At 70.2% G+C, this 13123-nt stretch carries 10 protein-coding genes; 5 read left to right on the top strand and 5 right to left on the bottom strand.

Annotated features, from left to right (window positions below; translation table 11 throughout):
* Positions 1–28: 28 nt before the first annotated feature.
* Positions 29–1414 carry a cation:dicarboxylate symporter family transporter gene (locus tag ACIBEI_RS35460; RefSeq protein ID WP_398894498.1) on the top strand — a complete coding sequence of 462 codons (1386 nt, stop codon included), beginning with the start codon at positions 29–31 and terminating at the stop codon, positions 1412–1414.
* A gap of 505 nt (positions 1415–1919) precedes the next feature.
* Here the strand turns inward: ACIBEI_RS35460 and ACIBEI_RS35455 are convergent.
* Together ACIBEI_RS35455 and ACIBEI_RS35450 are read right to left on the bottom strand one after the other, a co-directional pair.
* Positions 1920–2867, bottom strand: coding sequence for an aldo/keto reductase (locus tag ACIBEI_RS35455; protein WP_398894497.1), 948 nt, complete (start codon positions 2865–2867; stop codon positions 1920–1922).
* 1 nt (position 2868) lies between these two features.
* A complete protein-coding gene (locus ACIBEI_RS35450; protein ID WP_398894496.1) occupies positions 2869–3783 on the bottom strand; it encodes an NAD-dependent epimerase/dehydratase family protein in 915 nt (304 codons plus the stop codon).
* Between the two features lie 96 nt (positions 3784–3879).
* Between ACIBEI_RS35450 and ACIBEI_RS35445 the strand changes: the two genes are divergently transcribed.
* The 4 genes from ACIBEI_RS35445 to ACIBEI_RS35430 all read left to right on the top strand — a co-directional run bounded on the left by ACIBEI_RS35445 (position 3880) and on the right by ACIBEI_RS35430 (position 7611).
* The gene (locus tag ACIBEI_RS35445; protein WP_398894495.1) at positions 3880–4401 is read left to right on the top strand and encodes an Lrp/AsnC family transcriptional regulator; all 522 of its coding nucleotides are present in this window, start codon (positions 3880–3882) and stop codon (positions 4399–4401) included.
* Positions 4402–4430: 29 nt separating this feature from the next.
* Positions 4431–4859: a MerR family transcriptional regulator gene (locus tag ACIBEI_RS35440; RefSeq protein WP_398894494.1), complete on the top strand. Its 429-nt coding sequence runs from the start codon at positions 4431–4433 to the stop codon at positions 4857–4859.
* Positions 4856–5191 (top strand): thioredoxin, encoded by a 336-nt coding sequence (trxA, locus tag ACIBEI_RS35435; protein ID WP_398894493.1) that lies wholly within the window; start codon positions 4856–4858, stop codon positions 5189–5191. Before ACIBEI_RS35440 ends, trxA begins: the two co-directional genes overlap by 4 nt.
* Before the next feature lie 176 nt (positions 5192–5367).
* Positions 5368–7611 carry a HelD family protein gene (locus tag ACIBEI_RS35430; RefSeq protein ID WP_398894492.1) on the top strand — a complete coding sequence of 748 codons (2244 nt, stop codon included), beginning with the start codon at positions 5368–5370 and terminating at the stop codon, positions 7609–7611.
* 359 nt (positions 7612–7970) lie between these two features.
* Here the strand turns inward: ACIBEI_RS35430 and glgB are convergent, their stop codons facing one another.
* The 3 genes from glgB to ACIBEI_RS35415 form a co-directional block, all read right to left on the bottom strand.
* Positions 7971–10409: a 1,4-alpha-glucan branching enzyme gene (gene glgB / locus ACIBEI_RS35425; RefSeq protein WP_398894491.1), complete on the bottom strand. Its 2439-nt coding sequence runs from the start codon at positions 10407–10409 to the stop codon at positions 7971–7973.
* A gap of 61 nt (positions 10410–10470) precedes the next feature.
* Positions 10471–11874, bottom strand: coding sequence for a phosphotransferase (locus tag ACIBEI_RS35420; RefSeq protein WP_398894489.1), 1404 nt, complete (start codon positions 11872–11874; stop codon positions 10471–10473).
* A gap of 127 nt (positions 11875–12001) precedes the next feature.
* A partial coding sequence (locus ACIBEI_RS35415) for an alpha-glucosidase C-terminal domain-containing protein (protein ID WP_398894488.1) occupies positions 12002–13123 on the bottom strand: 1122 nt, incomplete at its 5' end.

Here is a 13123-nt window from a genome sequence, read left to right as displayed (position 1 = left end):
GCCGACGACGTCGTCAAGGAGGGCAGCCGTGACCAGTACATCGAGTACGGCACCTGCCGCTCCCGCTGCCAAGCGGGACCGCACCCACTACCTGTACATCGCGGTGATCGCCGCCGTGGCCGCCGGCATCGCCGTGGGCCTGATCGCTCCCGATTTCGCGGTCGAGCTGAAGCCCATCGGTACCGGCTTCGTGAACCTGATCAAGATGATGATCTCGCCGATCATCTTCTGCACGATCGTGCTGGGCATCGGCTCGGTACGGAAGGCCGCCAAGGTCGGCGCGGTGGGCGGCATCGCGCTCGGCTACTTCGTGGTCATGTCGTTCGTCGCCCTCGCCATCGGCCTGGTCGTCGGCAACATCCTGGAGCCCGGCACGGGCCTCGCGGTGACCGACGCGATCAAGGACGCCGGTCATGAGCAGGTCACCGAGGCCAAGAACACCGAGGAGTTCCTGCTCGGGATCATCCCGACGACGATCGTCTCCGCCTTCACCGGCGGCGAGGTCCTGCAGACCCTGCTCGTCGCGCTGCTCGCCGGGTTCGCCCTCCAGGCCATGGGCTCGGCCGGTACGCCGATCCTGCGCGGCGTGGAGCACATCCAGCGTCTCGTCTTCCGCATCCTCGCCATGGTGATGTGGGCGGCGCCCATCGGCGCCTTCGGCGCGATCGCCGCGGTCACCGGCTCGGCGGGCCTGGACGCCCTCAAGAGCCTCGCCGTCCTGATGCTCGGCTTCTACGTCACCTGTTTCCTCTTCGTCTTCATCTTCCTCGGCGCGCTGCTGAGGATCGTGGCCGGGCTCAACATCTTCACGTTCCTCAAGTACTTGGGCCGTGAGTTCCTGCTGATCCTGTCGACCTCGTCGTCCGAGTCCGCGCTCCCGCGGCTCATCGCGAAGATGGAGCACCTGGGTGTCAGCAAGCCGGTCGTCGGCATCACCGTTCCGACCGGTTACTCCTTCAACCTCGACGGCACCATGATCTACATGACCATGGCCTCGCTGTTCATCGCCGACGCCCTGGGTACGCCGATGTCGATCGGTGAGCAGATTCCGCTGCTCCTCTTCCTGCTGGTCGCCTCGAAGGGCGCGGCGGGTGTCACCGGAGCCGGGCTCGCGACGCTGGCCGGTGGCCTGCAGTCCCACAAGCCCGCGCTGGTGGACGGCATCGGCCTGATCGTCGGCATCGACCGCTTCATGAGCGAGGCGCGCGCCCTGACGAACTTCGCCGGCAACGCGGTCGCCACCGTTCTGATCGGTACGTGGACCAAGGAGATCGACAAGGCCCGCGTCGACCAGGTGCTCGCGGGGCAGCTGCCCTTCGACGAGACGACGCTCCTGGACGACGGCCACGGTTCCGCTCCCGCCCCGGCGGAGGTCCCGGACCAGCCGGAGGACAAGACGCTGGCCAAGGCCTAGCCCCGGGCCCGGTCCCCGACCCAGAACTCCGGGCGGCTGGGTGGATCCCCCGCCGCTCAGCCGCCCGGTCGCTCCGCTCGCCCCGCAGTACCCCGGCCACCGGCCGGTGGTCCCGGTTCTCCCCGACCGGGCCCACCGGCCGGTGGCTTTTGGGTGGGCGGGAGTGGTCGGCAGGGTGCGGGCGCGTCGTGGCTGATCGCGCAGTTCCCCGCGCCCCTAAAGACACCGACTACCCAGCCACGCCCCGTAAGGGGCGCGGGGAACGGCGCGAGCAACCCACGACGGCCGGAGGTGTACGCACCGGCCTGGGTGCCCCGTCAGGGGCGCGGGGAACGGCGCGCTCAGCCCAGGCCGGCCGGGTGTGTAGGCACGGGCCTGGGTGCCCCGTCAGGGGCGCGGGGAACGGCGCGCTCTGCCCACCCACACCGGCCGGAGGCGTACGCACCGGCCTGGGCGCCGCCTCAGGGGCGCGCCTCCTGGACGGGGCGGGCGGCTCGACACGCCCTCAGGAGCCCACCCTCGCCTCCAGCCGCGCCACCTCCTCCGGCGTCAGCTCCAGATCCGCCGCGCCCGCCGAGTCCCGTATCGTGCCTGGCCGACTGGCGCCCGGGATCGGGACGACCACGGGTGAGCGGGCCAACAGCCAGGCCAGACAGACCTGTTGAGGGCTGACGCCCCGCTCACGAGCCACCGCGTGGAAGGCATCGGAGCCGGTGCCGTGGCCCGGGCCGGTGGAGTGGCCGGGACGGCGGGTGGCGTCGCCGGGGTCTTCGGGCGGCAGCCGCGTCAACGGCCCGTCCAGCGAGCTCCGCGATATCCCGCCCAGTGGACTCCACGGCAGGAAGGCGAGGCCCAGCTCGGCGCAGAGCCGCAGTTCGGGCTCGCTGTCCCGGACGGCGGGGGAGTACCGGTTCTGGACCGAGACCAGCCGGTCGCCGAGGAGGGCGTGGGCCCGGCGGATCTGGCAGACGTCCGTGTTGGAGATGCCGGCGTAGCGGATCTTGCCCTCGTCGAGCAGGTCGCGCAGGGCGCCCACGGACTCCTCGAAGGGGACGGCGGGGTCGGGCTTGTGGAGCTGGTAGAGGCCGATCGCCTCGACGCCCAGCCGCTTGAGGGAGGCCTCCGCCGCCGACTTCAGATGCCGGGGGGACCCCGTCACCGTCCAGCTCCCGTCGGCCGGTCTGCCGCGCCCGCCCTTGGTGGTCACCAGGATGTCGGCGGTGTCGCCGCCGTACGTGGCCAGGGCGCGCGCCACGAGACGCTCGTTGTGCCCGGGCTCGTCCCCGGGCAGGTGGTACGAGTCGGCCGTGTCCAGGAGCGTGACGCCCGCGTCCAGGGCGGCGTGAACCGTGGCCATGGCCTGCCCCTCGTCCGGCCTGCCCTCGATGGATAACGGCATCGCACCGAGCCCCACGGCACTCACCCGCAGCACGCCAACTGTGCGGTATCGCATGTCAGTTCACCTTCCCGAGCGTCTCCGCAACCGCACGCGGCAGCCATTCCCGTGCCTTGCCGAAGGCGAACCCGAGCCGCGTGGCCCGCGCGTTGTCCATCCCGTACGAACGCGCGAAGGAGAACGGCGAGAACTCCCCGACCTCGACGGCCCGGAACACGGCCTGATGCACGGTTCGCCCGCCCGAAAGGTGTTCCGTCAACGCCTCGCACAACTCCCCGGTGGTGAGCACCCCGTGGGACGCGGCGTTCACCGGCCCGGTGAACTGCTCGCCCGCCGCCCACGCCAGGAAGTCGGCGATCTCCTCCACGTGGATGTACGTCGCCGGGTGGTTCGTGGCGGGGACGGCGATCGCCTCGCCCGCGCGGATCCGCTCGGTGTAGTGGTCGAGCCGGCCGGTGAAGTCGTCGTCCCCGCCCAGCACATGGGCGACCCGCACGGTCACGTACGGAAATTCGGGGTCGGCCGCGAAGACCGCCTCGGCCTGCCGCTTGCCCTCGCCGTAGTGGGTGTCGAGGAACTCCGGGTCGTCCCAGGGGAGTTCGAGATCGACGGGGACCGTACGCGGGTTCACGGCGTCCTCGCGTACGAGGTCCGCCGAGTCCTCGTACTCGTACACCTCGACCGTCGAGGTCATCACATAGCGGCGCGTGCGTCCCGCGAAGACCCGGCGGGCGATCTCCGCCTGCCTCGGTGTGTAGCAGACCTGGTCGACGACTACGTCGAAAGTCCGTGAACCGAGCGCTTTCTCAAGGGAATTCTCGTCATTGCGGTCGGCGACGAGATGAATCGTTCCCGGGGGAGGCGGCGACGAGCCGCGATTGATGACGGTGACCCTGTCTCCCGCGGCCATCAGCCTGGCTATCAGCCTCTTGCCGAAATAACGGTTTCCGCCAATGACACACACCTCGCGCACGGCGCCCCTCCCGTAATGCCCTTCACCGCGGTCCTGTTCCGTGGACCCTGTGGTCATAATTCTTCCGGTGTACGAGTGAGGTCTGAAGGGGGAGTCATGGGAGATCCGGCCGCGATACCGAAGGAACCACGGCAGCTGCGAGCCGCCGCCAACGAAACGTCGGCGGCCTTCGACGCCCTGGACCGGCAGATCCTGGAGCTGCTCCAGAGCGACGGCCGGATCAGGCTGAGCGAGCTGGGCCGCCGGGTCCGGCTGTCCCCGGCGGCGGTCGCCGAACGCGTCCGTCGGCTGGAGTCCGTCGGTGCCGTCACCGGCTACGGCGCGCATGTCTCGCCGTCGCGCCTCGGCTACGGCATGCAGGCCTTCATCCGCGTCAACCCGCACGGCGGCTACACGCTGAAGCACCCGAGGACCCTGGAGCTGCTCGCCCGCCCCGAGATCACCGAGGCCCACCACGTCGTCGGCGAGGACTGCTGGATCCTCAAGGTCGCGGTCGTGGACACCCTCCACCTGGAGGAGGTCCTGGAACAGACCTCGGCACTGGGCCGTACGACGACGTCGATCCTCCTGTCGTCCCCGGTGGAGCGGAAGCCGCTGCTGCCGCCGCCGTTGCCTTGACGCCAGGGTCAAGGACTACGTTCGTACGCATGCGAATCGGCGAGCTGGCGGCGCGGGCCGGGACCACCACGCGGACCCTCAGGTACTACGAGTCGCGGGGGCTGTTGCCCGCGCGGCGGGGGAACAACGGGTACCGCACCTATGACGAGGACGACCTGAGGCTTCTGCGGCAGATCAGGACGCTGCAGGACTTCGGGTTCGACCTGGAGGAGACGCGGCCCTTCGTGGAGTGTCTGCGGGCCGGGCATCCGGAGGGCGACTCCTGCCCGGCGTCGCTCGCCGTGTACCGGCGCAAGCTGGGCGAACTCGACGCGCTGATCAGCGAGTTGCAGGCCGTGCGTGTGCACGTCGGCGAGCAGTTGGCGCGGGCGGAGGCGTCGAGGGACGAGCTGGCGGCCGGGGCGGAGGTTCCGGGCGGTCCGGAGCCGGTGTGCGAGCTGGGAGGGACCTTCAAGTGATCAAGGCAGCTGGTGTGGCGGAAGTGACGGACGCCGACTTCGAGGCGGAGGTGATCGGGGCGGAGCTGCCCGTACTGGTGGAGTTCACCGCCGACTGGTGCCCGCCGTGCCGGCAGATCGCGCCGGTGCTGAGCGCCGTCGCCGCCGAGGAGCGCGACCGGCTCAAGGTGGTGCAACTGGACGTGGACACGAACCCGGAGACCACGAACGCGTACGGCGTGCTGTCGATGCCCACGCTCATCGTGTTCCGCGACGGGCAACCGGTGAAGTCGATGGTGGGCGCCCGGCCCAAGCGACGGCTGCTGGAGGAACTGGCCGACGTCATGCTATGACCCGGTCAACAAGAAATCCCCCTCGGGCAATTGCCCGAGGGGGATTTCTTTGCGTATATTGAATGGTTCGCGACTTCAAGAAAGTTGGTCGCGAAGAAGTTCACTAGGCGCAGTATATCCGGCCGGGAGCGGAATTGTCAAACAGGGGATCACACACAGAATTCACCGACGATGAATTGAGGCACGAGCAGGAATTCATCGACGGTCTGTACGCGCGCGTGGACGCCCTGCGCGGCGGCACCGAGGCCTCGGTGACGGACGCGCTCGCGCAGGGCAGCACGCCGATGCAGGCCCGCCTGGAGCGGGACATCCTCGTCGCCGAGCGCTCCGGCCTGCTCGCCGCGCTCAACGCGGTGGACGGCTCGCTCTGCTTCGGCCGTATCGACCTGACCACGGGACTCACCCACCACATCGGCCGTATCGGCATCCGCGCCGACGACACCGAGCACACCCCGATCCTGATCGACTGGCGGGCCCCGGTCGCCCGCCCCTTCTACCTCGCCACCGGCCACACCCCGATGGGCCTGCGCCGCCGTCGGCACATCACCACCGAGGGCCGCTCGGTCGCCGCCCTGCACGACGAGATCCTCGACCTGGGGGACCAGCAGCGCACCGGGCACGAGGACCCGACCGGCGACGCCGTGCTGCTCGCCGCCCTCAACTCCGCGCGCACCGGCCGCATGAGCGACATCGTGCAGACCATCCAGGCCGAGCAGGACCGCATCATCCGCGCCCCGCACCGCGGAGTGCTCGTGGTGGAGGGCGGCCCGGGCACCGGAAAGACGGCCGTGGCGCTGCACCGGGCGGCCTATCTCCTCTACGAACACCGGGAGTTGCTCGCCAAGCGTGCCGTCCTGATCGTCGGCCCGAACCCCGCCTTCCTCGGGTACATCGGCGAGGTCCTGCCCTCCCTCGGCGAGACGGGCGTGCTGCTCGCGACCGTCGGCGAGCTGTACCCCGGGGTGAGGGCGACCGCGTCCGACACCCCCGAGGCCGCCGCCGTGAAGGGCCGCGCCGAGATGGCCGACGACCTCGCCGCGGTCGTACGCGACCGTCAGGCGCTGCCCGACCCGGTGATCGCCATCGAGCACGACCGGGACATCCTGATGCTCGACGCCGGTCTCGTACGCGTCGCCCGTGACCGCACCCGCGAGCTGAACCTGCCGCACAACGCGGCCCGGGAGCACTTCGAGGGCCACATCCTCAACACCCTCACCGACATGCTCGCCGAGCGGATCGGCACGGACCCCTTCGACGGCACGAACCTGCTCGACCCGAGCGACGTCACCCAGATCCGCGACGAGCTGGCCGAGAACCGCGAAGTCTGGGCCGCCATCGACCAGTTGTGGCCGCGCATCACCCCGCGGCGGCTGATCGCGGACTTCCTCGCCGAACCCGACGCGTACGTCTGCGAGGCCGACGCGAACGCCATCCGCCGTACGGTGACCCGGGCCTGGACCACCGCCGACGTCCCCCTCCTCGACGAGGCCGCCGAACTCCTCGGAGAGGACGACCGGTTGGCGAGGGCCGCCGCGGAGCGCGAACGCAACCAGCAGGTCGCCTACGCCCAGGGCGTGCTGGACGTGTCCTACGCCTCCAGGACGTACGAGTTCGAGGACAAGGAGGACAGTGACCCGGACGCCGCCGAGGTGCTCTCCGCGCACGACATCATCGATGCCGAGCGGATGGCCGAGCGCCATGAGGAGGACGACCACCGCAGCGCCGCCGAACGGGCCGCGGCCGACCGGACCTGGGCGTTCGGCCACATCATCGTCGACGAGGCGCAGGAGCTGTCGCCGATGGCGTGGCGCCTGCTGATGCGCCGCAGCCCCACGCGGTCCATGACGCTCGTCGGCGATCCCGCGCAGACGGCCGACGCGGCGGGCGTCGGCTCGTGGTCGGACATCCTCCACCCCTACGTCGAGGACCGCTGGGAGCACACCCGTCTCGCGGTCAACTACCGCACCCCGTCCGAGATCATGGACGTGGCGGCGGCCGTCCCGCGTGCTGAGCACCCGGACTTCGAGCCGCCGAGTTCGGTCCGCTCGACGGGCGTACGTCCCTTGGTTCGCGAGGCCGCCGACGCCGCCGAGCTGCCCGGCGCCGTGGAGAAGGCCGTCGCGGAGCTGGCTCCCGCGGAGGGGCGGCTCGCGGTGATCGCGCCGCGCGACCTGCATGCGGCTCTGGCCGCTCGGCTCGACGGGGTCACGGCCGGGGCGGCGCCCGACCTGACCCGTGCGGTCGTGCTGCTGGACCCTCGCCAATCGAAGGGTCTGGAATTCGACGCGGTCCTTGTGGTCGAGCCGGCCCGCTATGGCACGAGCGACCTGTATGTGGCCCTGACGCGGGCCACCCAGGCGCTGGGGATCGTGCACACGGGTGCGCTGCCGCTGCCGCTGGCGAAGGCCCTGAGCAGCTAAAACTCTTTTCGCCCCCGCCGCCCCTACCCATTCCCGTCACTACTCGGGGGCGCTGCCCCCGAACCCCCGCTCCTCAAACGCCGGAGGGGCTAAAAGATTGCGCAGTTCCCCGCGCCCCTAAAGACCTAGGGGCGCGGGGAACTGCGCGACCAGCCACAGCGCATCCGCACACGTACGAATCAGCCCGTCCGGCGTCTGAGGACGAGGCCGCCAGGCCGATCCCCACCCACCCACGGTCAACCCACCCACCCCCATCAGCCCCTCCCCCCAGCCCCTCCGGCGTGTGAGGAGCGGGGGTTCGGGGGCGGAGCCCCTGAGTCTGGGACGGGAATGGGTAGGGGCGGCGGGGGCGAGAAAAGCTATGCCGGGCGGAGCCACACCGTTGCCAGGGGCGGCAGCGTGAGGCGGATGCTGGCCGGGCGGCCGTGCCAGGGCTGGGCGTCGGGCTTGACGGGGTCGGGGTTCGTCACGTCGGCCCCGCCGTAGCGGCCGACGTCCGTGTTCAGGACCTCGTGCCAGGCAGGCACGTCATCCGGAACCCCGAGCCGGTACTCGTGCCGCACCACCGGAGAGAAGTTGGAGACAGACAGCAACGGCGAGCCGTCCGCCGCGTGGCGGAGGAACGCGAAGACGTTGTCCTCGACCGCGTCCCCCGCGATCCAGGCGAACCCGGAGGGATCGATGTCCCGCTCCCAGAGCGCAGGAGCATGCCGGTACACGGTGTTCAGGTCCCGGACGAGATCACGCACCCCCTGATGGTCGGCGGCTGCCCCGTACGACGGATCGAGCAGCCACCAGTCGGGCCCGTGCGCCTCGGACCACTCGGCGCCCTGCGCGAACTCCTGCCCCATGAAGAGGAGTTGCTTGCCGGGATGCGCCCACATGAAGCCCAGATACGCCCGCAGAGTGGCCCGCTGCTGCCACCAGTCACCCGGCATCTTCGACACCAACGACCGCTTCCCGTGGACGACTTCGTCGTGGGAGATCGGCAGCACGTAGTTCTCGCTGTACGCGTACACCATGGAGAACGTCATCTCGTGGTGGTGGTACTTGCGATGGACCGGCTCGTGCGAGACATAGCCGAGCGAGTCGTGCATCCAGCCCATGTTCCACTTCAGCCCGAAGCCGAGCCCCCCGAAGCCGCCCGGCCCGATGTGGTGGGTGGCCCGAGTGACGCCGTCCCACGCCGTCGACTCCTCGGCGATCGTGACGACCCCCGGCTCACGCCGGTACAGCGTGGCGTTCATCTCCTGGAGGAAGGCGACCGCGTCGAGGTTCTCCCGGCCGCCGTGGACGTTCGGCGTCCACTGGCCCGGCTCGCGCGAGTAGTCCAGATACAGCATGGACGCCACCGCGTCGACCCGCAGGCCGTCGATGTGGAACTCCTCGCACCAGTACACCGCGTTGGCGACCAGGAAGTTGCGCACCTCCCGGCGCCCGTAGTCGAACTCCAGGGTTCCCCAGTCGGGGTGCGCCGCCCGCAGCGGATCCTCGTGCTCGTACAGCGGCCGGCCGTCGAACTCGGCCAGCGCCCAGTCGTCCCGCGGGAAGTGCGCGGGCACCCAGTCCATGATCACGCCGATCCCGGCCCGGTGCAGCGCGTCGACGAGGTACTTGAAGTCGTCCGGCGTGCCGAGCCGAGCCGTGGGCGCGTAGAAACCCGTGACCTGGTAGCCCCATGAGCCGCCGAAGGGGTGCTCCGCCACCGGCATCAGTTCCACGTGCGTGAAGCCCAGGTCCGAGACGTACACCGGCAGTTGCTCGGCCAGCTGACGGTACGTCAACCCCGGTCGCCAGGACGCCAGATGGACCTCGTACACCGAGAACGGCGCCTCATGGGCCGGCGGGTCGGAGGCCCGCCGTGCCATCCACTCCCCGTCCTGCCACTCGTGACGCGAGGCGTGCACGATGGAGGAGGTGGCGGGCGGGATCTCCGTACGCCGCGCCATCGGGTCGGCCCGCATCGTCTTGGAACCGTCGGGCCGGGTGATCTCGAACTTGTAGAGCTCGCCCTCCCCGATCCCGGGAATGAACAGCTCCCACACCCCGGAGGAGCCGAGCGACCGCATAGGGAAGGCCGTGGCGTCCCAGAAGTTGAAGGTCCCGGCCACCCGTACGCCACGGGCATTGGGCGCCCACACGGTGAAACGGGTGCCGCTCACCCCCTCGTGCACCATCGGCTCGGCACCGAGCGCCTTCCACAGCTGTTCGTGCCGCCCCTCGCCGAACAGATGCAGATCGAACTCACCGATCGTGGGCAGGAACCGGTACGCGTCCTCGGTCTCCTGAACCGTCCCCTCGTACTCCACGAGCAGCCGGTACGCCGGCACCTCCCGCAACGGCAGCACGGCCGAGAAGAACCCCTCGCCGTCGTCCTGCAGTTCGGCCCGCAGCTCCCCGGTGACGACCGTCACGGACAGCGCGTACGGCCGCAGCACCCGGAAGACCACACCACCGGGCACGGGATGGGCCCCGAGCACGGAGTGCGGCTCGTGATGCGCGCCCCCGAGCAGCCGCTCCCGGTCACCCCGGTCCAGCACGGCCAGCGGCCGCACATCCTGCACGGGCGGCTCCACGTCACGTACGGGCGCGGCAGCCTCTACCTCTACGGGTTCCACATCGCGTACGGGCTCCGCGTCCTGCACTGTCGGCTCCACATCGCGTGCAGGCTCCGCGGGGTCCGCGACCGCGGGCTCGGTCTTCGCCTTCGCCTTGGCCTTGGCGGCGGCCTTGCCGTTGCCGGCCTTGTCCTTCGCGCTCTTCGGCTTCTTGGCGGGCGGGTTCGGGCGGGGCGTCACGGGTGGAGCCTCCTCGGCGGAGTCGACGGTGATGAGGGGGAGGGCAAGGAGGTACGGGCGCCTACGACGATCCAGAGAGGGCCAGGCGCCGGACCGCCTCCATCGGCACGGGCAGCCAGTCGGGCCGGTGCCGCGCCTCGTACACGACCTCGTAGATCGCCTTGTCGGTCTCGTACGCGCGCAGCAGCACCGGATCCGTACGCGGATCGCGCCCGCCCGCCTCGGCGTACCCCGAGCAGTAGGCCGCCCGGCAGGCATCGGCCCAGCCGGGCACGACGGGCGTGTGCGAGTGCGCCGCGTAGTCGAAGGAGCGGAGCATCCCGGCCACGTCCCGCGCGGTCGGCTGCGGCATCCGCCGCTCGGCGAGCGGCTTGGAGGGTTCGCCCTCGAAGTCGATCAGCGACCATTCACCGGACGGGGACCGCAGACACTGCCCGAGGTGCAGATCTCCGTGGATCCGCTGGGCCGTCCACGTCTCGCCCTCGCCCGCCAGATCGGCGAGCGCCTCGAAGGCGGTGTGCAGCCCGGGTGCGTACGGCCGCAGCGCGGGCACCGCCTGCGCGGCCGCCTCCAGCCGCTCGGTCATACCGTCCACGAGCAGTTCCAGCTGCCCGCGACCCATGGTCATCGTGGGCAGCGCCCGCGCCAGCGCCGTGTGCACCTCGGCGGTGGCCCGCCCCAGCGCCCGCGCCTCACCGCTGAAGTCCTCGCCCTTGGCGAGCTCCCGCAGCGCGAGCTCCCAGCCGTCCGCCGCACCCTGGACGAAGGGCTGCAGCACACCCAGTACGTACGTCTCGTCGGCCAGGTCCGCGAGCAGCCACCCGGCGGGCGCCGGAACCCGGGGGCAGCCCTCGCGGGACAGCACCAGCGGCAGCTCCAGGTCGGGGTTGTCCCCCGGCACGATCCGCCGCAACAGCTTCAGGATGAACGTATCTCCGTAGACGATCGAGGAGTTCGACTGCTCTGCCGTCACCAGCCGCGGCACCAGACCGTCCCGGATCTCCTGCCGCATGTTCCGCTCGAAACGCAGGTCGCCGACGCGCGCCCGCGACCGCAACGCCTCCAGGAGCACATCGGCGGGCCGTGCGTCGTACAGAGCCTCGTACACGGTCCGTCCCGCCAGCGGTCCCTCGGTCGGACGACCGATCAGCGCGGGCGCCAGCCGTGGCGGCAGCGTCTCGCGCACACCGATCAGGAGCTGGTAGCAGTCGGCCGGATGCGTGGCGGCATTCTGCGTCGGTACGAGCGGCTGGTGCGCCCGCACGAGCAGATGCAGCAGCCCCAGCTTCGAGTCCCATGGCAGCACTTCTGTGGCCGCCACCAGCGAGAACCCGGTGACGGGACGGCCCTTACCCGCGAACCACCGCTGCCGTGGCAGCCACTCGCGAAGCAGCGGATCGAGGGACGCAAGGAGGCCTGGACTCGTCGAAGCTGAGTGCACGGAACGGGTGACGGCTTCCGACATGGCGTCGCGTCCTTTCCCCAGGACCCGGAAACCGGGTGAGTCGGGGTGTTACTGATGCGTGCCCAAGGCGGGGCGGGGGAAACCGCCCCGCCCCCGTTCTACTCCTACCTGCTTCTTCTCCCTGTTTCTAGGCCATGTCCTTGCGGAGTCGGAACCAGTAGAAGCCGTGTCCGGCGAGGGTGAGGAGGTAGGGGAGTTCGCCGATGGCGGGGAAGCGGACGCCGCCGATGAGTTCGACGGGGTGGCGTCCGTTGAAGGCCTGGAGGTCGAGTTCGGTGGGCTGGGCGAAGCGGGAGAAGTTGTGGACGCACAGGACGAGGTCGTCGCCGTGTTCGCGCAGGAAGGCGATGACGGCGGGGTTGGAGGAGGGCAGTTCGGTGTAGGAGCCCAGGCCGAAGGCGGGGTTCTGCTTGCGGATCTCGATCATCCGCCGCGTCCAGTGCAGCAGACTGGAGGGGGACGACATCGACGCCTCGACGTTGGTGACCTGGTAGCCGTAGACCGGATCCATGATCGTCGGCAGGTACAGCCGTCCGGGGTCGCAGGAGGAGAAGCCGGCGTTGCGGTCCGGGGTCCACTGCATGGGGGTGCGCACCGCGTCGCGGTCGCCGAGCCAGATGTTGTCGCCCATGCCGATCTCGTCGCCGTAGTAGAGGATCGGGCTGCCGGGCAGGGAGAGCAGCAGGGCGGTGAAGAGTTCGATCTGGTTGCGGTCGTTGTCCAGGAGGGTGGCGAGCCGGCGTCGGATGCCGATGTTGGCGCGCATGCGCGGGTCTTTGGCGTACTCCGCGTACATGTAGTCGCGTTCTTCGTCGGTGACCATTTCGAGGGTCAGCTCGTCGTGGTTGCGCAGGAAGATGCCCCACTGGCAGCCGGACGGGATCGCCGGGGTTTTCGCGAGGATTTCGGAGACCGGGTAGCGGGACTCGCGGCGCACGGCCATGAAGATGCGCGGCATGACCGGGAAGTGGAAGGCCATGTGGCATTCGTCGCCGCCGGCGCTGTAGTCGCCGAAGTAGTCGACGACGTCTTCGGGCCATTGGTTGGCCTCGGCGAGCAGGACGGTGTCGGGGTAGTGGGCGTCGATCTCCGCCCGGACCCGCTTCAGCACCTCATGCGTGGCGGGCAGGTTTTCGCAGTCGGTGCCCTCCTCCGCGAAGAGGTAGGGGACGGCGTCGAGGCGGAAGCCGTCGATGCCCAGGTCGAGCCAGAACCGCAGCGCGGAGACGATCTCTTCCTGGACGGCGGG

The organism is Streptomyces sp. NPDC050988, assembly GCF_044456225.1.
In the GTDB taxonomy this organism is placed as follows: Bacteria; Actinomycetota; Actinomycetes; order Streptomycetales; family Streptomycetaceae; genus Streptomyces.
The sequence above is the reverse complement of the archived record's forward strand: the minus strand, read 5'-3'. Positions and strand labels throughout refer to the sequence as shown.

Bases quoted from the DNA above. Each gene is read 5' to 3' on its own strand.
- ACIBEI_RS35445 (WP_398894495.1), top strand. From the start codon at position 3,880: ATGGGAGATCCGGCCGCGATACCGAAGGAACCACGGCAGCTGCGAGCC.
- ACIBEI_RS35440 (WP_398894494.1), top strand. From the start codon at position 4,431: ATGCGAATCGGCGAGCTGGCGGCGCGGGCCGGGACCACCACGCGGACC.
- ACIBEI_RS35455 (WP_398894497.1), bottom strand. From the start codon at position 2,867: ATGCGATACCGCACAGTTGGCGTGCTGCGGGTGAGTGCCGTGGGGCTC.
- ACIBEI_RS35420 (WP_398894489.1), bottom strand. From the start codon at position 11,874: ATGTCGGAAGCCGTCACCCGTTCCGTGCACTCAGCTTCGACGAGTCCA.